Source organism: Hydrogenophaga sp. FW305-3-2-15-A-LB1, from assembly GCF_058787875.1.
In genome coordinates, this window is the sequence record NZ_JBYTAE010000096.1 from 1 (window position 1) to 24549 (window position 24549).

General features: G+C 64.7%; 23 protein-coding genes. 8 read left to right on the plus strand and 15 right to left on the minus strand.

Features of this window, described 5'->3' with window-relative positions:
* The 9 genes from AC3WPZ_RS24010 to AC3WPZ_RS24050 all read right to left on the minus strand — a co-directional run.
* Positions 1-875 (minus strand): MFS transporter (locus AC3WPZ_RS24010; RefSeq protein WP_492441903.1); only part of this gene is annotated, 875 nt, incomplete at its 3' end.
* Positions 872-2062, minus strand: a complete 1191-nt coding sequence (locus AC3WPZ_RS24015; protein WP_444688447.1) for a deoxyguanosinetriphosphate triphosphohydrolase — start codon at positions 2060-2062, stop codon at positions 872-874. The genes AC3WPZ_RS24015 and AC3WPZ_RS24010, both read right to left, overlap by 4 nt.
* Complete coding sequence (gene aroB / locus AC3WPZ_RS24020) at positions 2062-3183, minus strand: 3-dehydroquinate synthase (RefSeq protein ID WP_492441905.1); 1122 nt, start codon at positions 3181-3183, stop codon at positions 2062-2064. The genes AC3WPZ_RS24015 and aroB overlap by 1 nt, the downstream gene beginning before the upstream one ends.
* A 45-nt stretch (positions 3184-3228) precedes the next feature.
* Complete coding sequence (locus AC3WPZ_RS24025) at positions 3229-3792, minus strand: shikimate kinase (protein WP_444688449.1); 564 nt, start codon at positions 3790-3792, stop codon at positions 3229-3231.
* The gene (locus AC3WPZ_RS24030) at positions 3789-5921 is read right to left on the minus strand and encodes a type IV pilus secretin PilQ (protein ID WP_492441908.1); all 2133 of its coding nucleotides are present in this window, start codon (positions 5919-5921) and stop codon (positions 3789-3791) included. Before AC3WPZ_RS24030 ends, AC3WPZ_RS24025 begins: the two co-directional genes overlap by 4 nt.
* The gene (locus AC3WPZ_RS24035) at positions 5918-6448 is read right to left on the minus strand and encodes a pilus assembly protein PilP (RefSeq protein ID WP_492441920.1); all 531 of its coding nucleotides are present in this window, start codon (positions 6446-6448) and stop codon (positions 5918-5920) included. Before AC3WPZ_RS24035 ends, AC3WPZ_RS24030 begins: the two co-directional genes overlap by 4 nt.
* Positions 6449-6468: 20 nt before the next feature.
* Positions 6469-7149 carry a type IV pilus inner membrane component PilO gene (locus tag AC3WPZ_RS24040; RefSeq protein ID WP_492441910.1) on the minus strand — a complete coding sequence of 227 codons (681 nt, stop codon included), beginning with the start codon at positions 7147-7149 and terminating at the stop codon, positions 6469-6471.
* Between the two features lie 17 nt (positions 7150-7166).
* Positions 7167-7772 carry a PilN domain-containing protein gene (locus AC3WPZ_RS24045; protein WP_382323343.1) on the minus strand — a complete coding sequence of 202 codons (606 nt, stop codon included), beginning with the start codon at positions 7770-7772 and terminating at the stop codon, positions 7167-7169.
* Positions 7769-8848 carry a pilus assembly protein PilM gene (locus AC3WPZ_RS24050; protein WP_291113824.1) on the minus strand — a complete coding sequence of 360 codons (1080 nt, stop codon included), beginning with the start codon at positions 8846-8848 and terminating at the stop codon, positions 7769-7771. The genes AC3WPZ_RS24045 and AC3WPZ_RS24050 overlap by 4 nt, the downstream gene beginning before the upstream one ends.
* Before the next feature lie 268 nt (positions 8849-9116).
* Here AC3WPZ_RS24050 and AC3WPZ_RS24055 point away from each other — a divergent pair, with 268 nt between their 5' ends.
* Positions 9117-11543 (plus strand): penicillin-binding protein 1A, encoded by a 2427-nt coding sequence (locus tag AC3WPZ_RS24055; RefSeq protein ID WP_444688452.1) that lies wholly within the window; start codon positions 9117-9119, stop codon positions 11541-11543.
* Here AC3WPZ_RS24055 and cyaY read toward each other — a convergent pair.
* Positions 11533-11862 carry an iron donor protein CyaY gene (cyaY, locus tag AC3WPZ_RS24060; protein WP_291113827.1) on the minus strand — a complete coding sequence of 110 codons (330 nt, stop codon included), beginning with the start codon at positions 11860-11862 and terminating at the stop codon, positions 11533-11535. The two genes, AC3WPZ_RS24055 and cyaY, sit on opposite strands and share 11 nt — an antisense overlap.
* A 63-nt stretch (positions 11863-11925) precedes the next feature.
* On the opposite strand from cyaY, the gene lptM reads away from it, so the two are divergent.
* The 7 genes from lptM to AC3WPZ_RS24095 all read left to right on the plus strand — a co-directional run bounded on the left by lptM (position 11926) and on the right by AC3WPZ_RS24095 (position 18333).
* Positions 11926-12078 carry an LPS translocon maturation chaperone LptM gene (lptM, locus tag AC3WPZ_RS24065; protein ID WP_444688453.1) on the plus strand — a complete coding sequence of 51 codons (153 nt, stop codon included), beginning with the start codon at positions 11926-11928 and terminating at the stop codon, positions 12076-12078.
* A gap of 31 nt (positions 12079-12109) precedes the next feature.
* Positions 12110-13399, plus strand: coding sequence for a diaminopimelate decarboxylase (lysA, locus tag AC3WPZ_RS24070; RefSeq protein WP_492441912.1), 1290 nt, complete (start codon positions 12110-12112; stop codon positions 13397-13399).
* Positions 13400-13597: 198 nt separating this feature from the next.
* On the plus strand, positions 13598-14380 hold the full coding sequence (locus AC3WPZ_RS24075; protein ID WP_382323340.1) for an ABC transporter ATP-binding protein: 783 nt from the start codon (positions 13598-13600) through the stop codon (positions 14378-14380).
* Positions 14380-15090 carry an ABC transporter ATP-binding protein gene (locus tag AC3WPZ_RS24080; protein WP_382323339.1) on the plus strand — a complete coding sequence of 237 codons (711 nt, stop codon included), beginning with the start codon at positions 14380-14382 and terminating at the stop codon, positions 15088-15090. The genes AC3WPZ_RS24075 and AC3WPZ_RS24080 overlap by 1 nt, the downstream gene beginning before the upstream one ends.
* 65 nt (positions 15091-15155) lie before the next feature.
* Positions 15156-16349: an ABC transporter substrate-binding protein gene (locus AC3WPZ_RS24085; protein ID WP_291113839.1), complete on the plus strand. Its 1194-nt coding sequence runs from the start codon at positions 15156-15158 to the stop codon at positions 16347-16349.
* A 105-nt stretch (positions 16350-16454) separates the two neighbouring features.
* A complete protein-coding gene (locus tag AC3WPZ_RS24090; RefSeq protein ID WP_291113842.1) occupies positions 16455-17333 on the plus strand; it encodes a branched-chain amino acid ABC transporter permease in 879 nt (292 codons plus the stop codon).
* 10 nt (positions 17334-17343) lie between these two features.
* Positions 17344-18333: a branched-chain amino acid ABC transporter permease gene (locus tag AC3WPZ_RS24095; RefSeq protein WP_444688455.1), complete on the plus strand. Its 990-nt coding sequence runs from the start codon at positions 17344-17346 to the stop codon at positions 18331-18333.
* 6 nt (positions 18334-18339) lie between these two features.
* Here AC3WPZ_RS24095 and msrQ read toward each other — a convergent pair whose 3' ends face one another.
* From msrQ to AC3WPZ_RS24120, 5 genes are all read right to left on the minus strand, one after another.
* The gene (gene msrQ / locus AC3WPZ_RS24100) at positions 18340-18966 is read right to left on the minus strand and encodes a protein-methionine-sulfoxide reductase heme-binding subunit MsrQ (RefSeq protein WP_492441914.1); all 627 of its coding nucleotides are present in this window, start codon (positions 18964-18966) and stop codon (positions 18340-18342) included.
* A 5-nt stretch (positions 18967-18971) separates the two neighbouring features.
* Complete coding sequence (gene msrP / locus AC3WPZ_RS24105; RefSeq protein ID WP_492441916.1) at positions 18972-19973, minus strand: protein-methionine-sulfoxide reductase catalytic subunit MsrP; 1002 nt, start codon at positions 19971-19973, stop codon at positions 18972-18974.
* Positions 19974-20102: 129 nt separating this feature from the next.
* Entirely contained in the window at positions 20103-21470 is a 1368-nt protein-coding gene (gene ccsB, locus AC3WPZ_RS24110; RefSeq protein ID WP_382323336.1) for a c-type cytochrome biogenesis protein CcsB, read from the minus strand.
* The gene (locus AC3WPZ_RS24115) at positions 21467-23623 is read right to left on the minus strand and encodes a cytochrome c biogenesis protein ResB (protein ID WP_492441918.1); all 2157 of its coding nucleotides are present in this window, start codon (positions 23621-23623) and stop codon (positions 21467-21469) included. The genes ccsB and AC3WPZ_RS24115 overlap by 4 nt, the downstream gene beginning before the upstream one ends.
* Before the next feature lie 188 nt (positions 23624-23811).
* Positions 23812-24426: a c-type cytochrome gene (locus tag AC3WPZ_RS24120; RefSeq protein ID WP_382161488.1), complete on the minus strand. Its 615-nt coding sequence runs from the start codon at positions 24424-24426 to the stop codon at positions 23812-23814.
* Positions 24427-24549 lie beyond the last annotated feature (123 nt).

Consider the following 24549-nt stretch of genomic DNA (forward strand, 5'->3'; position numbering starts at 1 on the left):
CCCCCACCCATCGCGACATAGGCCAGCGCCAGCACCACACCAGGGCGCGCGCCCCTGGCGAGCCACCAGCCCCCGCCAATGTTGCCGACCATGTTGATGCCCGCGGCCAGGGCGCTGAGCACGGCCACCGTGGCGCCGGTGTACCCGGCCTGGTGGTAGATCGTCGGCAGGAAACCGACCACGGCCAGCCATTGGCCCGAATACAGGAAGAAGGCCAGCGCCATCAGCCAGGGGCCGGGCGCCCGCAGGGTCCGTCGAAGCCGTGGGCCCAGGGCCGTGGCGCTGGATGCGGACTGCGCTTGTGCGTCCGGGGTCACCCATTTCGCCAGTCCGACCGCCGCCAACAGGGAAAGCAGCGCCAACAGCAACCAGGCCCAGCGCCAACCGACGGCGGAGAGCAAGGGCACGCCGAGCAGCAGGGCCAGCGAAGTGCCCAGGGGCATGTACGCCCCCCACCAGCCGAGCGAACGGGACAGCGTGGGCGCATGGTGCACGCGCTGCCGCAGCAGGCCCGGCGCCGGCAACACGGCAGAGAGGAAGCCCATGCCCTCGATCACCCGCGTGGCCAGCAACACGTGAACGTTGGGGGCCAGCGCGCCCAGCGCACTCCCCGTGGCCAGCAACAGCAAGCCGGCCAGCATGACGCGGCGAGGACCCAGCCGATCCGCCATCAGCCCCACCACCAAGCCCAGCGTCATGCCCGCCAGCTGCACCAGCGACAACAGGAACCCGGCTTGCACCAGACTCAATCCCAGGCTCTCGCGCAACACCGGAATGGCCACCGGCAGTTTGCCCACGTGCAAGGCGCAGGTGACGCCCACGGCGACCACCAGGGCCGCCAGCGGCCGCGAAGCGAGGCCGGGAGACGCCGTCATGGGAACAGCACGGCGCCATAAAGGCGCTCGTGCTCACGGATGGCAAATCGGTCCGTCATGCCAGCGATGTAGTCGGCCACCGCCCTGGCCAGGTGTTGTTTGCGCCCATGCGCCTCGGGCAATTCGCCAGGCGCGTTCATGTAGCGATCGAACAAGTCACTGACCACGCGGCGCGCACGATCCGTGGTCTCCATCACCTGCGGATGGCGGTAGAGATTGCGAAACAGGAAACTTTTCAACACTTGCGAGCGTTCCCTCATGCCATCGGAGAAGGCCACCAGCGGCGGACCCGCGCGCACGGCGTCCGCGCTGTGAACCTGCGCCGTCGAGAGCCGCGCGCGCGTGGTGTCGATCACGTCATAGACCTGGTCGCTGAGCATGAGACGGATGGACTCGAACAACAGGCGGCGCCCCTGCAGCTGCGGATGCGCCTTCAAGGCCGTGCGGCGGTAGTGCTCGAACAGCTCCACGTCGGCCATCTGGTCCAGGGTCAACAAGCCCGAGCGCACACCGTCGTCGATGTCGTGCGCGTTGTAGGCGATCTCGTCGGCCAGGTTGCACAACTGCGCCTCCAGCGAGGGCGAGCCCCCCTGCAGGAACCGCGATGCCACGCCGCCCGGCTCCTGTTGCTCCAGCCGCTGGGCGTTGGCCCGGGAGCAGTGTTTGAGAATGCCTTCGCGGGTCTCGAAGCAAAGGTTCAAACCGTCGAAGGCGGGGTAACGCTCTTCCAGTTCATCGACCACGCGCAGACTCTGGAGGTTGTGTTCGAACCCCCAGCTGTCGGTATCGCCGGGCACCGCTTGCGCGGACGCGGCCTTGAGGCACGCGTTGAGGGCATCCTGCCCGGCATGGCCAAAGGGCGTGTGGCCCAGATCGTGGGCCAGGGCAATGGCCTCGACAAGGTCTTCGTTGAGGCGCAGCGAGCGCGCGATGCTCCGACCCAGCTGAGCGACCTCCAGCGAATGGGTCAGGCGCGTGCGGAACAGGTCGCCTTCGTGGTTCAGGAACACCTGGGTCTTGTAGACCAGCCGCCTGAACGCGGTCGAATGGATCACACGGTCCCGGTCGCGTTGGAACGCGGTGCGGGTCGGCGCTTCGGGCTCAGGATGGCGACGTCCCCGACTGAGCGCCGGATCGCTGGCGAAATCCGCCAGCCCGGTGGGCAGGGGGGTGGTCGGCACGGCCATCAGGCCCGGCAACTGGCTTCGATCACCTGAGCCACCACCGCGTCGGGGGCGCTGCGCATGCTGGCGTGGCCCGGGGCATCGATCACCACGAACTTGATGGCCCCACCCTCGGACTTCTTGTCCACCCGCATCAACTCCAAGTAGCGGCCCACATTGTCCTGGGCGTCCAGCACCGGCGCCACCGTGGGCAAGCCCGCGCGCCGAACCAATGCGGTCAGGCGTTCGACAAAAGCGGCGTCCACCAGACCCAGGGCCGCCGACAGGCGCACGGCCATGACCATGCCGCAACCCACCGCTTCGCCATGCAGCCAAGCCCCATAACCCATACCCGCTTCGATGGCGTGCCCGAAGGTGTGGCCAAAATTCAGAATCGCGCGCATGCCCGACTCGCGTTCGTCCTGGCCCACCACCCAGGCCTTGATCTCGCAGCTGCGGCGCACGGCGAAAGCAAGCGCGTCGGCGTCGCGCGCCATGAGTGCGTCCATGTTGCTTTCGATCCAATCCTGGAAAGCCATGTCGGCGATCGGTCCGTACTTGATGACCTCGGCCAACCCCGCGCTGAGCTCCCGCTCGGGCAAGGTCTTGAGCGCGTCGAGGTCGCACAGCACACGCCGAGGCTGGTAAAAGGCCCCGATCATGTTTTTGCCCAACGGGTGGTTGATGGCCGTCTTGCCCCCCACGGACGAATCCACCTGCGCGAGCAAGGTGGTTGGCACCTGCACGAAAGGGACGCCACGCATGTAGCTCGCGGCAGCGAATCCCGTCATGTCGCCGACCACCCCACCGCCCAGCGCAAAGAGCACGGTCTTGCGGTCGCAACCGTTGGACAACAAGGCATCAAAAATGAGGTTGAGCGATTCCCAGGTCTTGTACGCCTCGCCATCGGGCAGCACCACGGTGTGAATCGCCTTGTAGCGCGGCGCCAGAGAGTCGACCAGGCGGTCCCGGTACAAAGGCCCCACCGTCTGGTTTGTGACGATCATGGCGCTGGTGGCGCTGGGCAGATCGGCATAACTCTCGGGTGCGTCCAGCAGGCCTGCACCGATGACGATGCCATAGCTGCGATCGCCGAGATCGATGTCCACCCGTTGGGTGCGCGGGGCCGTGTGCGATGAAGTCATGGACACCGAGTTTATTCGGTGTCCGTCCCGAAGGTCTGGAAAGCGCTAAGGCGCGCCGGGGACTGGTGGGGGCGTGGAAGCGGGCGCCACCGACCCATCGAGCTCCAGCTGCATCACGATCATGTTGACCAGCGTGGCCACCGAAGGGCGACCGGTCTCGATGACGAAATGCGCGGTCTGACGGTAGAGGGGATCGCGCACGTCGAACAGGTCGCGAATGCGCTGCAACGGATCTTCCACTTGCAACAAGGGCCGGTTGCGGTCGTACCGCAGTCGGCGGTACACCTCTTCCGGTGTGGATTTCAGATAGAAGACCTTGCCACGTCCGTGCAGGTGCTCGCGGTTTTCGGGCCGCAAGACCGATCCGCCGCCAGTGGACACGACAGCGACCGGTCCTTGCGTCAACTCATCGATGACAGAGGCTTCGAGGTCGCGAAAACGCGCTTCGCCCTCCCGCTCGAAAAACTCCCGGATCGAACAACCCAGGCGCTGCTCGATCACGTGGTCGGAATCGAAGAAGGGGAGAGCGAGGCGTCGGGCCAGTTGCCGCCCGACCGTCGACTTGCCGGATCCCGGCAAGCCGATCAGATAGCTCGATGAAACGCTCAATTGATTGCCGCGCGCCCCAATACACGTGGTGTGATGAAGATCAGGAGCTCGGACTTGTTCGCAATGCGGTTGCGCGACTTGAACAGGTTGCCCACGGCGGGCAAGTCGCCCAGCAGGGGCACCTTGTTGACTTCATCGCGTTCGGTCTGCTCGAAGATGCCACCAATCACCACCGTTCCGCCGTTCTCCACCAGCACCTGCGTCTGCACGTGTTTGGTGTTGATCGCGATACCGTCCGGCGTCGATTCGCCACGGCTGTCCTTGTTGATGTCCAGGTCCAGAATGATGTTGCCCTCAGGCGTGATCTGCGGCGTCACTTCCAGCTTCAGGTTGGCCTTGCGGAACGCAATCGCCGTGGCACCGCTGGAGGTCGCCGTCTGGTACGGGAACTCCGTACCTTGTTCTATCAAGGCCTTGACCTGATCGGCCGTGACCACGCGCGGGCTCGACACGATACGGCCCTTGCCGTCCGATTCGAGCGCGGAAATCTCGAGGCTCAGGAACCGGGAGGCGCTAGGGTTGAAGAGCGACAGCGCGAAGGAAGCCGCCTGCGCCGTGCTTGGGTTGGCTGGCAGGTTGACGAAGGGCGCCGATGTCAACGCAGGGCCCGCCGGCGACGACGCGGCGCTGTAGTTCGAACCGAAATTGCCTTGAATCGGGCTGCCATTGGCAGAGCCCACACCAAAGCCGCGAACACCGCCACCCAGCCGCACGCCCAGGGATTTGCCAAAGGTGTCATCGGCTTCCACGATGCGCGCCTCGATCATCACCTGACGGATCGGGATGTCGAGCTTGCGGATCAGCTCCTGCACCTGCTCAAGGCGCGACGCGATATCGGTCACGAAGAGCTGGTTGGTCCGGGGCTCGGAGATCACACTGCCGCGATCGGACAGGATGCGCGCACCGGCCGCCCCGCTCCCGGAGGAAGCGCTGCTGCCACCCGTCGTGAGTTGCGCGGCGATGTCGGCCGCCTTGGCGTAGTTCATCTGGAAGCCCTGCGTTCTCAGGGTCTCCAGGCTTTCGATCGACACCTTGGACTCCAGCTCCTGCTTCTCGCGGGCCGCGATCTCATCCTTGGGCGCGATCCACAGCACATTGCCGGACTTGCGCATGCCCAGACCTTTGGCCTGCAGGATGATGTCCAGCGCCTGGTCCCAAGGCACGTCCTTGAGTCGCAGCGTGACCGCGCCGGTGACCGAATCGGAGGTCACGATGTTGAAGTTGGTGAAGTCCGCGATGACTTGCAGCAGCGAACGAACCTCGATGTTCTGGAAGTTGAGCGACAGCTTCTCGCCGTTGTAACCCGGGCCCTGCGTCAGCTTGGAAGAATCGATTTTCTGTTCACGCACTTCCAGCACGAACTGGTTGTCGCTCTGGTACGCCGAATGCTCCCAGTTGCCCGTCGGGGTCACCACCATGCGCACGCGGTCACCCGCCTGCGAGGTGGTCACGCTTTGAATCGGTGTGCCGAAATCGCTGACGTCCAGGCGGCGGCGCAAGCCTTCGGGCAGCGAGGTCTTGAGAAATTCGACGACCAGGTTCTGTCCCTGCTGGCGAATATCCACACCAACCTGGTTGTTGGCCAGTTCGACCACCACACGGCCCGCATTGCCAACACCACGGCGGAAGTCGATGTCCCGCAAGGCGGCCACGTCGCGGTTGCGGTTTTCGGCAAAGGCCGAAGGTGGCGCCGTCGCGGCAGTCACCGGTTGAGCACGCTCCAACACCACCAGCAGGGTCTTGCCTTCAATCCTGGCCTCATAGGCGGCCGACTGCTTCAGGTTGATGACCACGCGGGTGCGATCACCCGCCTGCACCACGTTGGCCGAGCGAAGGTTGCCTTCATTGATGTCCACCGCATTGCGCCCAATGGCGTTGGCCACGCCGGGGAAATCCAGAGCGATGCGCGCGGGCGCCTGAATGGTGAACCCCGTGGGCAAGGCCGCCAAAGGCTGGGTGGTGTTGATGCGGATGACCTCCACGCCCCCTTGAATGCCCCCCGTGATCGATTGGATCGCGTTTTGAGCCTGAGCCCACACGGTGGTCAACGTCATGCAGGCGAGCACGGCCCCCTTGAGCACTCCTCGCCCCAATGCTGCGAATCCCGTTGCCCTGTTTGGCTTGTTCATTTAGAAGCACCCTCTTGTAATTGCAGCGCCGCAGCGCGCTCGATCCATTCCCCCGCCGAATCCTGCACGATCTCGCGCATCACCACCTCGGTCTCGGTGATGCGCGTGACGCGTCCGAAGTTCTGCCCCAGGTAGTTGCCGGGCCTGACCTGATACAGCAGGCTGTCCACCTTCACCAGTGCCACCAGTTTTCCATCGCGGTTGAGGCTGCCCACCATAGCCATCGCGTCCAGCGGATGGGCTTCGAGAGGTTGTTTGCGGCGGTTCAGTTCGGGCTCGAGAAGCGCCGCGTTGACCACGGGCGCTGATTGGCTGCCGCGCAACACGCTCGCCAGCTTCTCTTCGCTGAACGGCTGCATCTGGCGCTCACCCAAGTAGGCCTGTGGAACGAACTTGGTGGGCTCCGGAATGGGCTGGATCGAGGGTTTGATCGAGTTGCGTTCGGTCTGCATCCAGACCTGCAGTTCATCCTCACCAGACGATGTGCACGCAGTCAAAGTCGATGCCAGCAGCACGGCAACACCCATAGGGATCCATTGGCGGTGCGTCACGGCGTAGCTCCCTTTGGTGCAGCCGCCTTTTGCTGCGCAGCGATCTCTTGCTGGTCGAGGTAACGGAAAGTCTTGGCCGTGCAATCCAGCGTCAGGATACCCTCACGATCTTTGATGGGCGTCAGGGTCAAGTTGTTGAGGGTGACGATGCGCGAGAGGTTCGCGATGTCGGCCGCGAACAGCCCGATGTCGTGGTAGGTCCCGGTGACGCGCACGGCGATCGGCAATTCCGCGTAGTACTCCTTCACGCTCACCTGGCCCGGGCGAAAAAGTTCGAACTGCAGACTTCGGCCCAGACCGGCCTGATTGATGTCAGACAGCAGCGCGTCCATCTCGGCCTTGCTGGGCAGTTGCTTTTCAAGCTGCGTCACGTATTGCTGCACCTGCTCGAGCTGTTTTCGCAGGGCGTCCAGGTTGACGGCTTGCACGAGCTTCTTGCGATAGTCTTCGCGCAATTGCACTTCGCGCGCCTTTTCGGCAATCAACTCTTCATCCGAGTTCTTGAGCCAGGCAAACCACAGTGCGGCAACCACCGCCACGCACACCGCCACGAACAACAGGTTGCGAGGCAGACCCGGCCATTGCGAGGGGTCGTTGGGATCCAGTCCGGTGAACTGGGCTTTGAGCTTGTCCTGGATTCCCTTGAAATCCACAGCGATCTTGGGCGTTCTGGCCATGTTGCGCGGACCCTTGTTCAGACTTTGCGCTGCGCAGCTGGCGCGGCGGAGGCCGGAGGCGCGGAAGGACGCTTCAGCGAAACACGGATGGTGAAATTCGAGACGCGGCGCTGATCTCGGCCTCCGGCCGCGGGTCTAGCCGCTACGATTTCAACCAGATCCGGTCGCACCAACCAGGGGCTGTTGTTCGATAGATTGCGCAGCAGATCGGAGACGCGCTCTTGCGACTGAGCCACGCCCACCAGCAACACGCTCTGGTTATCCTGCTTCATGCTGGTGAGGTAGACCCCATCGGGCAGTTGCGCGACCAGCTCATCCAGCAAGTGCACGGGCAGATTGCGGTCACCCTGCAGGTTCTCCACCGCCGTCTGGCGAGCGCGCAAGGAGGCGATTTCGCGCTGCAGATTGGCGATGTCCTTGATCTCGGTATCCAGCTTCGTGATTTCACCCTGGAGAAAGGCATTTCGATCCTGTTGCGCCGAAATCTGCCCCTGGTACCAGGTGAAAACCGCACCGCATATCACCCCACCCAACAGCGCGGACAAGCCCAACTGCGTGAAGAACTGGTCCTTTTGCCGCTTGCGGGTCGCCTCACGGTGAGGCAACAGGTTGATGAGGATCATTGGTAGAACCTCCGCAGCGCCAGGCCGGTGGAGGTCAGGTACGACGGCGCTTCGCGGGACATCTTGCGCGCCTGAACGGAAGCCGCCATTTCCATGGCGTCAAAAGGATTGATCACCATGCAGGCGAACGATGTCTGATGGGTCACGGCCTCGGTCAGACCCGGCAACGCCGCGCTGCCGCCAGCGAGGAGAATGTGGTCCACCTTGTTGTAAGGCGTGCTGGTGAAAAAGAACTGGAGGGCACGGCCGACTTCCTGCGCCATGCTTTCGATGAAGGGATCGAGCACCGCGGAACGGTAGTCGTCGGGCAAGTCGCCCGAGCGCTTCTTGGCCTCGGCTTCGTCCGACGAAAAGCCGTACTGGCGCACGATCAGTTGCGTCAGCTGAGCGCCGCCAAAGGCCTGATCGCGTTCGTACAGCACGTCATCGTTGCGCATCACCTGCATGCTGGTCGTCAATGCGCCTACCTCGAACAGAGCCACCAGCGAGTCCACGCCCTGGTTGGGCAGAGTTTCAATCACGCGGCCTGCGGCCATTCGGGAAGCGTAGGACTCCACGTCCATCACGACCGGCTTGAGCCCGGCCGCCTCGGCCAAACCTTGCCGGTCCGAGACCTTCTCCTTGCGCGACGCGGCAATCAGCACTTCCACATCGCCCACGGAATTGGCGCTCGGGCCGATGACGCAGAAGTCGAGGCTGACCTCGTCAAGCGAAAAGGGAATGTATTGATTGGCTTCCGATTCGACCTGGGCTTCAAGTTCCTTGTCGGAAAGGCCGCCTGGCAGAATGATCTTCTTGGTGATCACGGCCGACGCTGGCAAAGCAAGCGCCACATTCTTGGTCTTGCTGCCGCTTTTGCGGACCACGCGACGCACCGCCTCGGCCACCTCATCGAATTTCTCGATGTTGCCGTCGGTGATCCAGCCTCGCTCCAGGGGCTCCATGGCGCAACGCTCCAGCACCAGGTCGCCCGAACGGTTGCGGCTCAACTCCACCAATTTGACGCTGGATGAGCTGACATCGATGCCCAACAAGGGCGCCGGTTCCCGGCTGAATAACGACCCCAATGAGATCAAGGTGGCCCCCAAAAATGATGGCGACAGGCGTCGCCAAACTTAATAATTCACTTGAATGCTAGCAGTAAGCCCCTTGTCCAGCAAAGATTTTTTGCCTTTGAGACAAACTGAAACGTTGTCAAAAGCATACGCATCCTGGACCCGGTGTTTACCGCTTCATCGGCCGTTTGGCCGGGAAATACACAACAACTCACAATATGCTTGCCGAGCCCATCTGAGCTCGCCATCCCGATTTTTATAATCACGGGCTCCGGCTCTGAACGACTGCATGCCCAAGAACGACACTTCTTCGCCTCGCCCCTCTGACGCATCAGTATTGACTGGGCGAACCGCACTCATCTGGGCCGGTCGCTTGGTGGTGGGTCTGGCCGGACTGGCGGTGGCGGGTGTTGCGTGCGTGTTGATGGCCGTGGGCATCGCGCTCGCGGTGGCCTATCCCAATCTGCCCGAGGTGGCCGGCTTGGCCGACTACCGGCCCAAGCTGCCTTTGCGTGTGATCTCGTCCGATGGCTCGTTGATCGGCGAGTTTGGTGAAGAGCGGCGCAACCTGCTCACCATCAACGAGATCCCCGCGGTCATGAAGCACGCGGTGCTGGCCATCGAAGACGCTCGCTTCTTTGAACACAACGGCGTCGACTACCGTGGCATGCTTCGCGCAGCCCTCGCCAATCTGCGGCAGGCCAAGAGCCAGGGGGCGTCCACCATCACCATGCAGGTGGCGCGCAACGTGTACCTGTCCGCCGAGAAGAGCTACACCCGCAAGATCTACGAGGTGCTCCTGACGTTCAAGCTGGAGCACATGCTGACCAAGGAGCAGATCCTCGAGATCTATATGAATCAGATCTTCCTGGGACAGCGGGCCTACGGTTTTTCCGCCGCATCGCAGATCTACTTTGGCAAGTCCCTGAAGGATGTGACCATTGCGGAAGCGGCCATGCTCGCCGGTCTGCCCCAGGCGCCTTCCGCCTACAACCCTGTCAAGAACCCGCGCCGCGCGCGCGCGCGCCAGTTGCACATCATCGACCGGATGGTGGAAAACGGCTTCATCACCCCCGAAGAAGCCGAAGTGGCGAAGGCCGAGCAGCTGAAGCTGCGGGCATTGAACCCCTCGAACAGACCTCACGCCGAGTTCGTGGCCGAGATGGTGCGCCAGTCCATCGTCTCTCAATATGGAGAAGAAGCCTATACACGAGGCCTGGTCGTGACGACCACCATCAAGGCGAACGAACAACTCGCGGCCTACCGTGCCGTGCGCCAGGGCGTGCTGGACTACGAGCGGCGCCAGTTCTACCGGGGGCCGGAGTTGTTCATCGACTTGCCGGAAGACAAGGCGGCGCGCGACGACGCCATCGACGAAGCGCTGACGGATCGCCCGGACAACGACGACTTGCTGTCGGCGGTCGTGCTGGAGGCCAATGCCAAGCGCGTGGTGGCCGTGCGCCAGGATGGCGAGCCGTTCGAGATCACCGGTGAAGGCCTCAAGCCCGTGCAGTCGGGCCTGTCCGACAAAGCGGGCCCCAACGTCAAGATCCGGCCGGGCGCGGTGATCCGCGTCGTGCAGACAGCCCCCAAGGTCTGGCGCATCACACAGCTGCCGGAGGTCGAGTCGGCCTTCGTGGCGCTGGACCCGCGTTCCGGCAAGGTGATTGCCCTGGTCGGCGGGTTCGACTTCCAGAAGAGCAAGTTCAACCACGTCACGCAGGCCTGGCGCCAGCCCGGTTCGAGCTTCAAGCCGTTCATCTACTCAGCGGCACTGGAAAAGGGCGTGACGCCGATGACGGTGGTCAACGACGCGCCGCTCTTCTACTCTGCGGGAGAAACCGGCGGCAAGCCCTGGGAACCGAAGAACTACGACGGTCAGTTCGAAGGCCCCATGTCGGTGCGGCGCGCGCTGGCCAAGTCGAAGAACATGGTGTCCATTCGAGTGCTGCAACTGGTCGGCACGCAGAGTGCGCAGCAGTGGGTGTCGCGTTTCGGCTTCGATGCCGACAAACACCCCCCCTACCTCACGATGGCGCTGGGCGCGGGCTCGGTCACCCCGATGCAGATGGCCACCGGCTACGCCGTGTTTGCCAATGGTGGCTACCGCATTGCACCCACCCTCATCCTGCGGGTGAGCGACCACAAGGGCAAGCTGCTGTACGAAGCGCCGGAAGTGAGCCCCACCGAAGAGCAACGCGCGATCGAACCTCGCAATGCCTTCATCATGAACAGCCTGCTGCAGGAAATTACCCGGTCCGGCACGGCCGCGCGGGCGCAGGCCACCCTGAAGCGGACCGACCTGTACGGCAAGACCGGCACGACCAACGATTCGGTGGATGCCTGGTTCGTCGGTTACCAGCCCACGCTGGTGGCCGCGGCCTGGGTGGGCTACGACTCCCCGCGCAACCTCGGCAGCCGAGAAACCGGCGGCGGCCTGAGCCTGCCGATCTGGATTTCCTTCATGACGGAAGCCCTCAAGGGCGTTCCCGTCGCCTCCTACACAGCGCCCTCCGGCGTGATCAACGTCGGCGGCGAGTGGTACTACGAGGAGTTCGGCCCAGGACGTGGTGTACACAGCCTGGGATTGCAAGATCCCCTGCCGGGAGCCACCGGGGCGCCACCCGAGCTGGATGCCAACGGTGTCCCTATCAGCAAGCCCCCTGCAGGGCCCACCGAAGAGCGCCGCAGCATCCTGGACCTCTTCAGGAACTGAAGCCCAGCGACTGCCCGGCCTGCTCCGAGGCGCAACGCGAGAGGTGGGCAAAGAACTCGCCCTGCCCCTTGGTGTCCATCCAGGCTCGGCCGTCGTGCTTGTAGTGGAAGCCACCGGCACGCGCAGCCATCCACACTTCGTGCAGCGGCTTCTGCAGGTTGATGATGATCTGGCTGCCGTTGGCGAAGGTCAGGGTGATCATGCCGCCCACCCGCTGGTTGTCGACGTCGGCATCGGTCTCGTCGTTGATGCGGTCGCAGGCCAGTTCAATCGCCCGAAGCAGCGCTTCTGCGCGGTCCTGGTACTCGGTGTCGGTCATTACAATGCGTCGATGTTTGGTTTGAAACGCATTCTAGGTCGGGCTGTCGGCCCCTCGCGTGGCATGGCCATCGCCGTGAGCGCCTTGGTGCTCGCAGCCTGTGGCCAAAAGGGCCCCCTGTACCTGCCCGATCCCAACGCGCCCGCGCCCAAGAAGTCATCAGCCCCCGCTCCAACGGCTCCTGCCGAGACGCCCACCACCCCAGCGCAGCGTTGATCCGCCGCCCTCTTCGCTTCGCACCGCTCGCATGACCACACTCGCCGGCCTGCCCGCCACCCCGTTGCCGCCCTTCGTCACCTACCAGGACCAGCAACTCATGGTCGAAGGCGTGTCTCTGGCCGCGCTGGCCCACGAGCATGGCACGCCGCTGTTCGTGTACAGCCGCGCCGCCATGCTGCAGGCGCTGGCCGCGTACCAGCGTGGTCTGGCCGGGCGTCGGCACCTGATCTGCTACGCCATGAAAGCCAATTCATCGCTGGCGATCCTGCAGGCCCTGGTGGCTGCGGGCTGCGGGCTGGACATCGTCTCGGGCGGCGAACTCGAACGCGCCCTGGCGGTGGGCGTCGATCCGGCCAAGGTCATCTTTTCCGGTGTGGGCAAGACGCGCGCCGAGATGCGCCAGGCGCTCTCCGTGGGCATCGGTTGTTTCAACGTGGAAAGCCGCGCCGAGCTCGACGTGCTCGATGAGGTGGCCCGGGGCATGGGCCTGCGCGCACCGGTGAGCATCCGTGTCAATCCCAACGTGGACGCACAGACTCACCCTTACATTTCCACCGGCCTCAAGGGCAACAAGTTCGGCATCACGCACGAGGACGTGTTGTCGACCTACCAGCACGCCGCCGCGTGCGTTGGCCTGCGCGTGGTCGGCATCGACTGCCACATCGGCTCCCAGATCACGCAGACCGGCCCCTACCTCGACGCCATGGACCGCGTGCTCGACCTCGTGGAACAGATCGAAACGGCCGGCGTGCCGATCGAACACATCGACTTCGGCGGTGGCCTGGGCATCGACTACCAGGGTGACAACCCACCGGAAGCCGATGTGCTCTGGCGCGCCCTGCTGCAACGCCTGGACGCGCGGGGTTTCGGCGACCGCCAGATCTGCATCGAGCCCGGTCGCTCGCTGGTGGGCAATGCCGGCGTGTGCCTCACCGAGGTGCTGTACCTCAAGCCCGGCGAGCAGAAGAACTTCCTGATCGTGGACGCGGCCATGAACGATCTGCCGCGACCGGCGATGTACCAGGCGTTTCACCGCATCGTGCCGGTCGCACCGCGCGCCTCAGAAGACACACCGACCTGGGACGTGGTGGGCCCTGTGTGCGAGAGCGGCGACTGGATCGGCCGCGACCGCGCGCTCGCGGTGCAGGCGGGTGACTTGCTGGCCGTGCTGTCGGCGGGCGCGTACTGCATGAGCATGGCCAGCAACTACAACACGCGGGGCCGCGCGGCGGAAGTGCTGGTGGATGGTGCACACGCGCACCTGATCCGCGCGCGCGAATCCCTGGCAGACCAGACACGGCTCGAGCGCCTGCTCTGACCTCTCGCGCCGTCTCGAGCGCGACACCCTTGCATGAATGCACGCGGCGCCAAGCCGCGTGCCCGCTCATGGTGCAGCGGGCCGCCATACTCCCCTCGGTGTTTGCACCTATAGGCCGTGCAGATCGAGTCCTCCAGAATCCGTCGACATTGTGCACAGCAACATGGCCCGACGGCCTTCTGGAAGCGCCCCCATCCCATGCACGACAAGACCAGCGACACCATTCTGGAAACTCGCCAGCTCACCAAGTCCTTCAAGGGTTTCACCGCGGTCAACGACGTCAATCTGCGCGTCCAGCGCGGGGCGATTCATGCATTGATCGGACCCAATGGCGCCGGCAAAACCACGTGCTTCAACCTGCTGACCAAGTTCCTGGAGCCAACGCAAGGCCAGATCCTGTTCAACGGCCAGGACATCACGCGTGAGCAACCGGCGCAGATCGCGCGCCGCGGCATCATCCGTTCCTTCCAGATCTCAGCGGTGTTTCCTCACCTGAGCGTGCTCGAGAACGTGCGCGTCGGCCTGCAGCGCCAGCTGGGCACGGCCTATCATTTCTGGAAGAGCGAACGTTCTCTCAACCAGCTCAACGAACGGGCCCACCAGTTGCTGACCGAAGTCGGCCTGCAGGACTTCGCGCGCGAGACCACGGTCAACCTGCCCTACGGCCGCAAACGCGCGCTTGAGATCGCCACTACCCTGGCCATGGAGCCCGAGCTGATGCTGCTGGACGAACCCACCCAGGGCATGGGTCACGAAGACGTGGACCGCGTGACCCAGCTCATCAAGAAGGTGGCGACCGGCCGCACCATCCTGATGGTGGAGCACAACATGGGCGTGGTCTCGAACATCGCCGACACGATCACGGTGTTGCAACGCGGGGCCGTGCTGGCCGAGGGCTCATACGCCCAGGTCTCAGGCAATCCCGCCGTGATGGAGGCCTACATGGGCACCACCGACGGCCAGCTCCAGGGAGCGCACTGATGACCGCACCGGCGCTCGAGATCAAGAACCTGCAGGCCTGGTACGGCGAATCGCATGTGCTGCATGGCGTGGACATGGTCGTGCAACCGGGCGAGGTCGTCACCCTGCTCGGGCGCAACGGCGCGGGGCGCACCTCCACGCTGCGCGCCATCCTGGGCCTCACCGGCTCGCGCAAGGGCTCCATCCAGAGCAACGGGCAGGAGCTCATCCACCTGCCCACCCACCGCATCGCGCGCCACGGCATCGGTTACTGCCCCGAGGAACGCGGCATCTTCGCCAGCCTCTCGTGCGAGGAAAACCTCCTGCTGCCCCCCACGCTCAAGGGCTCGGGCAAGGGCATGTCGGTGGACGACATCTACGAGATGTTTCCCAACCTGGCCGAGCGCCGCCACAGCCAAGGCACGCGCCTGTCCGGCGGAGAGCAGCAGATGCTGGCCGTGGCCCGCATCCTGCGCACCGGCGCCCACCTGCTGCTGCTCGACGAGATCTCCGAAGGCCTCGCGCCCGTGATCGTGCAAGCCCTGGCCCGCATGATCAAGATGCTCAAGAGCAAGGGCTACACCGTGGTCATGGTGGAGCAGAACTTCCGCTTCGCCGCCCCGCTGGCCGACCGCTTCTACGTGATGGAGCACGGCCGCATGGTCGAGCACTTCAGCGCCTCCCAGCTGACCGAAAAGATGCCCGTTCTTCACGAGCTGCTGGGCGTCTGAGCGCCCTCACCCCGTTCACCGATCACCGCTTCCCCCCAACCGCCACCTCAACGGAGACTGACAGCATGAAACACACCGTCAAACTGCTCACCCTGGCACTGGGTGCCGCGGGGCTGTTCACCGCCGCCCACGCACAGGACAAAGTGCGCATCGGCTTCACCACCGACATGTCGAGCCTGTACTCCGACGTGGACGGCAAGAACGGCGCCATGGCGATCCAGATGGCCATCGACGACTTCGGTGGCAAGGTGCTGGGCAAGCCCATCGAGCTGCTGAGCGCCGATCACCAGAACAAGGCCGACATCGCGGCCTCCAAGGCCCGCGAATGGATCGACACTCAGGGCCTGGACGTCATGATCGGCGGCACCAACTCTGGCACCGCCCTGGCCACGGCCAAGGTGGCCGAAGAGAAGAAGAAGCTGTACATCGTCAACGGCGCGGGCTCGTCCGCGCTCACCAACGACGCCTGCTCTCCCTACACCGTGCACTACGCCTACGACACCGTGGCCCTGGCCAAGGGCACCGGCAGTGCGATCGTCAAGCAGGGCGGCAAGGACTGGTTCTTCCTGACGGCCGACTACGCCTTCGGCCACGCGCTGGAAACCGACACCGGCAACGTCGTGAAGGCGGCCGGCGGTGCCGTGAAGGGTGCGGTGCGCGCGCCGCTCAACACCTCTGACTTCTCCTCCTTCCTGCTGCAGGCCCAGAGCTCGGGCGCCAAGATCCTCGGCCTGGCCAACGCGGGCGGCGACACCATCGCCTCGATCAAGGCCGCGAGCGAATTCGGCATCACCAAGACAATGAAGCTGGCGGGCCTGCTGATGTTCATCACCGACGTGCACAGCCTGGGCCTGAAAGACACGCAGGGCATGTACCTGACCGACAGCTGGTACTGGGACAAGGACGATGCGAGCCGTGCGTTCGCCAAGAAGTTCTTCGACAAGGCCAAGCGCATGCCGACCAGCATCCAGGCCGCCAACTACTCGGCCACCACCACCTACCTGAAAGCGGTGACAGCGGCCAAGACCACCGACAGCGACAAGGTGATGGAACAGCTCAAGAAGATGCCGATCAACGACTTCTTCGGCAAGGGCAACATCCGCCCCGATGGCCGCTACGTGCACGACATGTACCTGCTGGAGGTGAAGAAGCCCGCCGAGTCCACCAAGCCGTGGGACTACATGAAGGTGGCCGCCACGCTGCCGGGCGATTCGGTCTTCACGACCAAGGCCGACTCCAAGTGCAAGCTCTGGAAGTGATCTGAGCGGGACACCCCCGGGCCGCGGCCCCCCGGGGGGCGGGGCCCGGGGGGTGTCCCTGTCCACACGGCCTGACCTCACCCACCCCCAACCCACGCCCTGCCGATGGACTTCTTCGGAATACCCTTGTCCGCCCTGCTGGGCCAGTTGTTGCTGGGCCTGGTCAACGGCTCGTTCTACGCCATCCTGAGCCTGGGGCTGGCGGTCATCTTCGGCCTGCTCAACGTCATCAACTTCGCGCACGGCGCGCTGTTCATGCTGGGCGCGGTGCTGACCTGGATGGGCATGAACTACCTGGAGCTGAACTTCTGGGTGATGATCGTGCTCGCCCCGCTGGCCGTGGGCGTGGTGGGCATCGTCATCGAACGGCTTTTCCTGCGCTGGATCTACCGCCTGGACCACCTCTACGGCCTGCTGCTCACGCTGGGCCTCACGCTGATGCTGGAAGGCGTGCTTCGCTCGGCCTACGGGGTCTCGGGCCTGCCTTACAGCGCCCCCATCTCGGGCGCCACCAACCTGGGCTTCATGGTGATGCCGAACTACCGCGGCTTCGTGGTGCTGGCCTCGCTCGTGGTGTGTTTCGCCACCTGGTACGTGATCGAAAAGACCAAGCTCGGCGCCTACCTGCGCGCGGGCACCGAGAACCCCCGGCTGGTGGAAGCCTTCGGCATCAACGTGCCGCTGATGGTCACGCTGACCTACGGCTTTGGCGTGGCGCTGGCGGGCCTGGCCGGCGTGCTGGCCGCGCCCATCATGCAGGTGTCCCCGCTCATGGGGCAGAACCTCATCATCATCGTCTTTGCCGTGGTGGTGATCGGAGGCATGGGCTCCATTCTCGGCACCATCCTCACCGGCCTGGGCCTGGGCGTCATCGAAGGACTGACCAAGGTCTTCTATCCCGAGGCCTCGTCCACCGTGGTCTTCGTCATCATGGCCATCGTGCTGCTGATCCGGCCGGCCGGCCTGTTCGGCAAGGAAAAGTGAAGCCAGCCGCATGAACACGACTTCCAAGAACATCCTCTACGGCTTGCTGCTGCTGGTGCTGCTGGCCGTTCCCTTCATCGGCATCTACCCGGTGCTGGTGATGAAGCTGCTGTGCTTCGCGCTCTTTGCCTCGGCCTTCAACCTGCTGCTGGGCTACACCGGCCTGCTCTCGTTCGGCCACGCGGCCTTTCTGGGCGGCTCGGCCTATGTCACCGGCCACGCGCTGAAGGTCTGGGGCGTGCCGCCCGAGCTGGGTCTGGTGATCGGCACCCTGGCGGGCGCGGTGCTGGGCTGGCTGGTGGGGTCGCTCGCGATCCGCCGCCAGGGCATCTACTTCACCATGATCACCCTGGCGCTGGCGCAGATGCTGTTCTTCTTCTGCCTGCAGATGCCCTTCACGGGGGGCGAGGATGGTCTGCAAGGTGTGCCGCGCGGCCGGCTGCTGGGCTTCATCGAGCTCGGCAACGACATGACCATGTACTACTTCACCTTGCTGATCACGGTGGCGGCGTTCCTGCTCATCATGCGCATCGTGCACTCCCCTTTCGGCCAGATCCTCAAGGCGATCAAGGAAAACGAGCCGCGCGCCATCTCGCTGGGCTACGACACGCAGCGTTTCAAGCTGCTGGTGTTCGTGTTGTCGGCCGCGTTGTCCGGCCTGGCAGGTTCGCTCAAGACCCTGGCCATGGGCTTTGCCACACTCACCGATGTGCACTGGACCATGTCCGGCTCGGTGGTGCTGATGACGCTGGTGGGGGGCCTGGGCACCCTGTCCGGTCCGCTGGTGGGTGCCGCGGTGGTGATCGCGTTGGAAAACAAGCTCGGCGAGATCGGCCATTTCCTGGCGGGTGTGACCGGCATCGACTGGTTCAACGGCCTGGGCGAGTCGGTCACCATGGTGATCGGCTTCATCTTCGTGGTGTGCGTGCTGGCCTTCCGCCGCGGCATCATGGGCGAGGCCATCGCGCTGGTGGAGCGCTGGCGCGGCAAGCAGGCCTGAGCAGGCTCAGCTTTTGAGCCGGCGCCACAGGCGCCAGGCCAGCAGGCTGCCCAGGATCGCGGCGTACACGGCCACCTCCGCAAAGTCGTTCTTGCCGGCACGCATCCAGAAAAAATGCAGCACCGCCAGGCCCGCGATCACGTACACCGCGCGGTGCAGCAGTTGCCAGCGCCGCGCCCCCAGGGCTCGGATGGCGCGGTTGAACGAAGTGGCCGCCAGCGGCAGCAGCAACAGCCAGGAGAGAAAGCCCACCAGGATGAACGGGCGCTTGGCCACGTCGGCCGCGATGCCCACCACATCAAATTCCATGTCGAACCAGGCATAGGCCAGCAGGTGCATGCAGGCGTAGAAGAAAACGAACAGCCCCACCATGCGCCGCAGGCGCAGCAACGCGGGCCAGCCCAGGCTCACGCGCAGGGGCGTGATCGCCAGCACCAGCACCAGGAAACGCAGGGTCCAATCGCCCAGCGAGCGGATCAGGGCCTCGGCCGGGTTGGCCCCCAGCCGATCGGCAAAGGCCGCGCACACCAGCCAGACAAAGGGCAAGCCGGCCAGCACGAACGCCACCGGCTTGGCAGCGCCGTGGCTGAGCACGCGGTTGACCGGCCCTCCGGCAGGCGGGCGGCGCTGCATGCCGATCAATACAGCTTGCGAAGATCCATGCCGGCGTAGAGCTGGCCGACCTGAGGCGCGTAACCGTTGAACATCTGCGTCTGGCGGCGCTTGGCAAACAGGCCACCTCCCTCGCCGATGCGGCGCTCCGTGGCCTGGCTCCAGCGCGGGTGCGAGACCTCGGGATTGACGTTCGAGTAGAAGCCGTACTCCTGCGGCGCGGCCACGTTCCACGCCGTGCGCGGCTCCTTGTCGGTGAAACGGATCTTCACCAGCGACTTCCCGCTCTTGAAGCCGTACTTCCAGGGCACCACCAGGCGCAGCGGCGCACCGTTCTGGTTGGGCAGCACCTCGCCGTACATGCCGAAGGCCAGCAGCGTCAGCGGGTGCATGGCCTCGTCCAGCCGCAGGCCCTCCACATAAGGCCAGCCCAGCACGTTGGAGCGCAGGCCGGGCATCTGTTTGGGGTCGGCCAACGTCACGAATTCGACGTACTTGGCGCTGCCCTGAGGCTGCACCTGCTTGATGAGTTCGCTCAGCGAGTAGCCCACCCAGGGAATGACCATGGACCAGCCCTCGACGCAGCGCAGCCGGTAGATGCGCTCCTCCATCGGGCTGAGCTTGAGCAGGGCGTCCAGGTCGAAGGTGCCGGGCTTGTTCACCAGACCTTCAACGGCCACCGTCCAGGGCCGGGGCTTGAGGGTCTTGGCCTGGGCCACGGGGTCGGACTTGTCGGTGCCGAACTCGTAGAAGTTGTTGTAGGAGCTGACGTCGTCGTAGGACGTGAGTGCCTCCATCGTCATCGCACCGTCCACGGCGGAGCGCTTGCCGGGCAAGGCAGCGAGCTTGCCGGGTTTGGGCGTGACCGAAGCGGCCTGCGCCCAGGCATCGCGCGCAGCCCAGGAAGCCATGCCGCCCATCGCCGCCGCGGTCAGCAGCCATTGGCGCCGGTTCTGGTAGGCCGCCGGCGGCGTGATCTCGCTGGAGAGGGGGTACTCGAAGCCATTGTCGCGCGTGCGAATGAGCATGGGACCATCCTTGCTGAAGACACCCGACGGCGGAAGATGCCGCGTCGCGGGTTCGTCGATCTTAGGACCGAACCGGTTCTCACAAAGTTCCGGCGCCGCCGCGCGCACCGGAACCAGGCCCAACCCGCGTCAGAGTTCGCCGTAGCTGTGCAGGCCGGAGAGGAACATGTTCACGCCGATGAAGGCGAAGGTCGTGATCGCCAGGCCCACCAGCGCCCACCAGGCCGAGACCGTGCCACGCAGGCCCTTGATGAGCCGCATGTGCAGCCAGGCGGCGTAGTTCAACCAGACGATCAGCGCCCAGGTTTCCTTCGGGTCCCAGCTCCAGTAGCCACCCCAGGCCTCGGCCGCCCACAGGGCGCCCAGCACGGTGGCGATGGTGAAGAACGCAAAGCCCACCGCGATGGCCTTGTACATCACGTCGTCGAGCACCTCGAAGCTGGGCAGGCGCTCGGCAATGCGGCGGCGGCCAAACAGGATGGTGCCCACGATCAGCGCCGAAACGCCGAAGTACACGAACCAGTAGCTGCTGCCGTTTTCCGCCGCCGACTGGCGGAACACGATGGGCTCGAAACACAGCACCACGCCCAGCAGCCACAGTGGCGCGAGCTTGTACCAGCGGCTTTCGGTGGCGCTCTGCTTGATCAGGTAGGCAAAGGCCAGCATCGCGGCAATGGCGAAGGTGCCGTAGCCGATGAAGTTGGCCGGCACATGCAGCTTCATCCACCAGCTCTTGAGAGCGGGCACCAGCGGCTGGATGGCATGCGCCTCGCGCACCAGGGTGTACCAGAGCAGGAAGCCCACCGCGGCGCTGACCACCAGCATCGCGAACGCGCCCATGCGACGCGTCTTGTACTGGTCTTCGTAATAGAGATAGAAAGCCGTCGTCATCCAGCAGAACAGCACGAACACTTCGTACAGGTTGCTCACCGGGATGTGCCCGATGTCGGGGCCGATCTGATGGCTCTCGTACCAGCGCACCATGGTGCCGATCAGGGCCAGCGTCACCGCCACCCAGGCCATGCGCGAACCGAGCAGTTCAAAGGTGTCGCCCGCGCGCTTGAACATGCCGACCCAGTAGAACGCAGTGCTCATGAAGAACAGCACGCTCATCCACAGGATGGCGGATTGGCTGGAGATGAAGTACTTCAGCAGGAAGACCTGGTCGGCCCGCGCGAGGTCGGCCGTGCCGGCGGGCGTCTGGTACAGCCAGATCGCGAGCAGCGCCGTGGCCGCCACCACGACGGTGAGCGCGCGCAGCGGGCGCCAGAACCAGCCCAGCCAGATCATGCAAGGCACGGTGCCCACGAGGATGGCCTTCTCGTAGCCGTCCATGGCCGCGTTGTAGCGTGTGAAGGCCCAGGCAGCCCCCGCGATCACGAACACGGCGAACAGCCAGTCCCAGACATTGCGGCGCGCGAAGTAACCGGGCTCCAGGCCCTGCCCGTGGTGACCCTTCTTCAGTTCGATGGTCTGCGTGGCGGCGACGGTATTCATGGATGCACCTTCAACAATTGGGTCTTCAACAGCTCGAATTCACGGTCGGCGTCCATCGTCTTGCGGTTCGACGACAGCGCCATGCGGGCCTGCGAGGATTGCTCACCCGAGGGCGAGAGCCAGACCCAGAGGCGGCGCTCGCGGACGTAGAGCATGGCAAAAACGCCCAGAATGAGCAACAGGCAGCCCAGGTAGACGATGTTCTGGCCCGGTGCGCGCGCGACCTGGAACACGCTGGCCTGCACGTGCGTGAAGTCCTTGAGCTGGAAGGTCATGGGCGCGGGGTAGAAGAAGGTGTCGCTCAGGCTGATCACCGACTGCGACATGAACTGCTGCGTGGCCTCGCTGCGCTCCAGCGGCGGCAGGCCGGCGCGCTCGCGGCTGATCTGCATCAGCTCGAACAGCGTGCCGTTGAGGATGCGCACCAGCACATCGCTCGCTCGCTCGCGTTCGGCGGCCGGCACGTTGTTTTCAAGGAAGGCCGAGACGGCCTGCAGGCCTCCGCGAATGGGCTTTTCGGTGGTGCCGTTGGCCACCACCGGTTGCACGCCGGGCGCGTTCACCGACTCGGCGCCGGCAAACAGGCCCAGGGCGCGCGTGGCCGAGGCGGCCAAGGCTTCGGCCAGCTCGGGGCGGCCGTCTTCCACCGCCGAGGCCGCGTAACGGCGCACCGCCAGATCGCGCAACTGCGGGTCGCCCAAGGCGGCGCGCAGGCGCACGAAACCGTCGAGGCCATCCTTGTCGTCCACGGGAATGCGCAGGTAGCGGAACGGTTCGGCCGGCGTCTCGCGCAGGCCCAGCAGGTACACACGCGCGCCGTCGATCTCCACCGGCAGCATGTAGTTGTGGTACTCCACCGCCTGACCCGCCGCATCGCGCAGCTTGTAAGACACGCTCGGCCCCACGTTGCGCAGCGTCTTCTCGGTCGCGGTCTTGTGGCCCGAGCCCAGGCGGCTCTCGATCGAGCCCCGCAGATCCACCTTGCGCACATCGACGCCGTCGGCGGCGTTGCTGGTGGCGAAGTTCTCCACGTTGATCACGCGCAGGCCGGTGTACTCCAGCGTGAGCTTGTCGTCGCCATTGCTCAGCGCGGTCGAGCTGCCGATGGTGCCCTCGATCTCGAAGGGCCGCGTGGGCCCGTTCAGCGGCACGGCCTGCAGCTTCACACGCGAACCGCCGTCATCGAAGCTGGACTGGTAGATGTTGATGCCGCGGTGGCTGGCGGGGTGGTTCACCTCCACCCGCGCTTCCTTGCTCTCACCGGTCTCGTTGTCGTGGATCACGATCTCGCTGGCGAACAGCTTGGGCATGCCGGTGTCGTAGTACTCGACGATGAACTTCTTGAGTTCGACCGAGAACGGCAGATCTTGCAGCAGCACACCCTGGGGCTGCGCGAGAATGGCCGTGCCCGCCGTCGTGCCCTCGGTCACCAGCAGGTTGCCGCGGAAGGTGGGGTTGCTGGCCGAGAGCCGGTGCTGAGCCGGCACATCGGCGATCAAGCCGCCACCCATGAAGGGCGTCTTGCCGTTGAACCAGGTCTGCGCGCGCACCATCAGATCGCCATCGAGCAGACCGCCGATGCACACCAGCACGATGGCGCTGTGCGCGGCGAGGTAGCCAATCTTGTTGGCCGCGCCAGCCTTGGCCGCCACCATCCAGCCGGTGCCTGCCGCGGTGGTGCGCGACTGCAGCTTGACCTTCCAGCCCGAGCCCAGCAAGGCCTGGCCGATGCGGTTCGCCGCGGCTTCGGGCGTCTCGCCCAGCTCACCCTCGGCACGGTGCGGAAAAGCCTTGAGGCTCTGCTCGCGGATGTTTTCCTTGTAAGCCTTGAGGTCGGCAAAGATCTTGGGCGTGTTGCGGGCGATGCACAGGCTGGTGCTGACGACCAGGAACGCCAGGATCAACAGGAACCACCACGCGCTGTAGACCGAGTACAGGTTCGCGCTGGCAAACACGTCGGCCCAGAAAGGCCCGAACTGGTTGACGTAGTTGATGAAGGGTTCGTGCTGTTTGACCACCGTGCCGATCACCGACGCGATGCAGATCACGGTGAGCAGCGAAATGGCAAACCGCATCGACGACAGCAACTCCACCAGCTCGCTGACGATGCGCGAGCCGGTGCGGATGTGCAGGCCTTGGGTGGAGACGGTCATGGAGGAATGGGGGCAGAACGGTGCAGCAAAAAAGGGCGGCCCCGGAAGTCCCGGAACGCGCCCTGATGTGATGTGTTTTTTGGCTGGCGGTTCAACGCCCGGCGGGGTTTATGGCATTGTGCCGGCAAATATTATTGTTGGCTTATATCCCGGCCAGGCACGAGGGGCTTGCGCCCCTCGAAAGTCGATCAGCGCAGGCCGGCGATGTAGTCCGACACCGCCTGGATTTCGCGGTCGTTCATCTTGGCGGCCACACCGGCCATCTGCGCGTTGTTCTTGCGGGTGCCGTCGCGGAAGTGCTTGAGCTGCGTGGCGGTGTACTCCGCCTGCTGGCCCGACAGGCGCGGGTACTGCGCGGGAATGCCGGCGCCGTTGGGGCTGTGGCAGCCGGCGCAGGCGGCGATCTGGCGGTCGGCGATGCCGCCGCGGTAGATGCGTTCACCCAGACGCACCAGATCCTTGTCGGTGGCGGCGCCGCCCTTGGCCTTCTGATCGGCCAGCCAGTAGGCGATGTTGCGCATGTCGGCGTCGGACAGGGCCGAAGCGAAGCCCTTCATGATGGCGTTGTCGCGCTTGCCCGATTTGTATTCCTGCAACTGCTTGACGAGGTACTCGGGGTGCTGTTGCGCCAGCTTCGGGTTGGCCGGCGTGGTCGAGTTGCCGTCCGCCGCGTGGCAGGCCACGCAGACCTGACCGTACATGGCGCTGCCCTTGGCCAGATCGGGCTTGGCCGATTGCGCCTGGGCGCTGAACGACAGGGCTGCGGCAGCAGCGGCGCAAAGGAAGGAAACAGGCAATTTCATGACGGGGCGGGCGTCGGTTGCGACGGGTTCGGTTTGTGGGAATTCTCGGTTTGTCTGGACAAAGCCAATCGATTTTACAATGTCCCACCGGGAAAACCCCCAAATGACCCACCGCCCCACTCC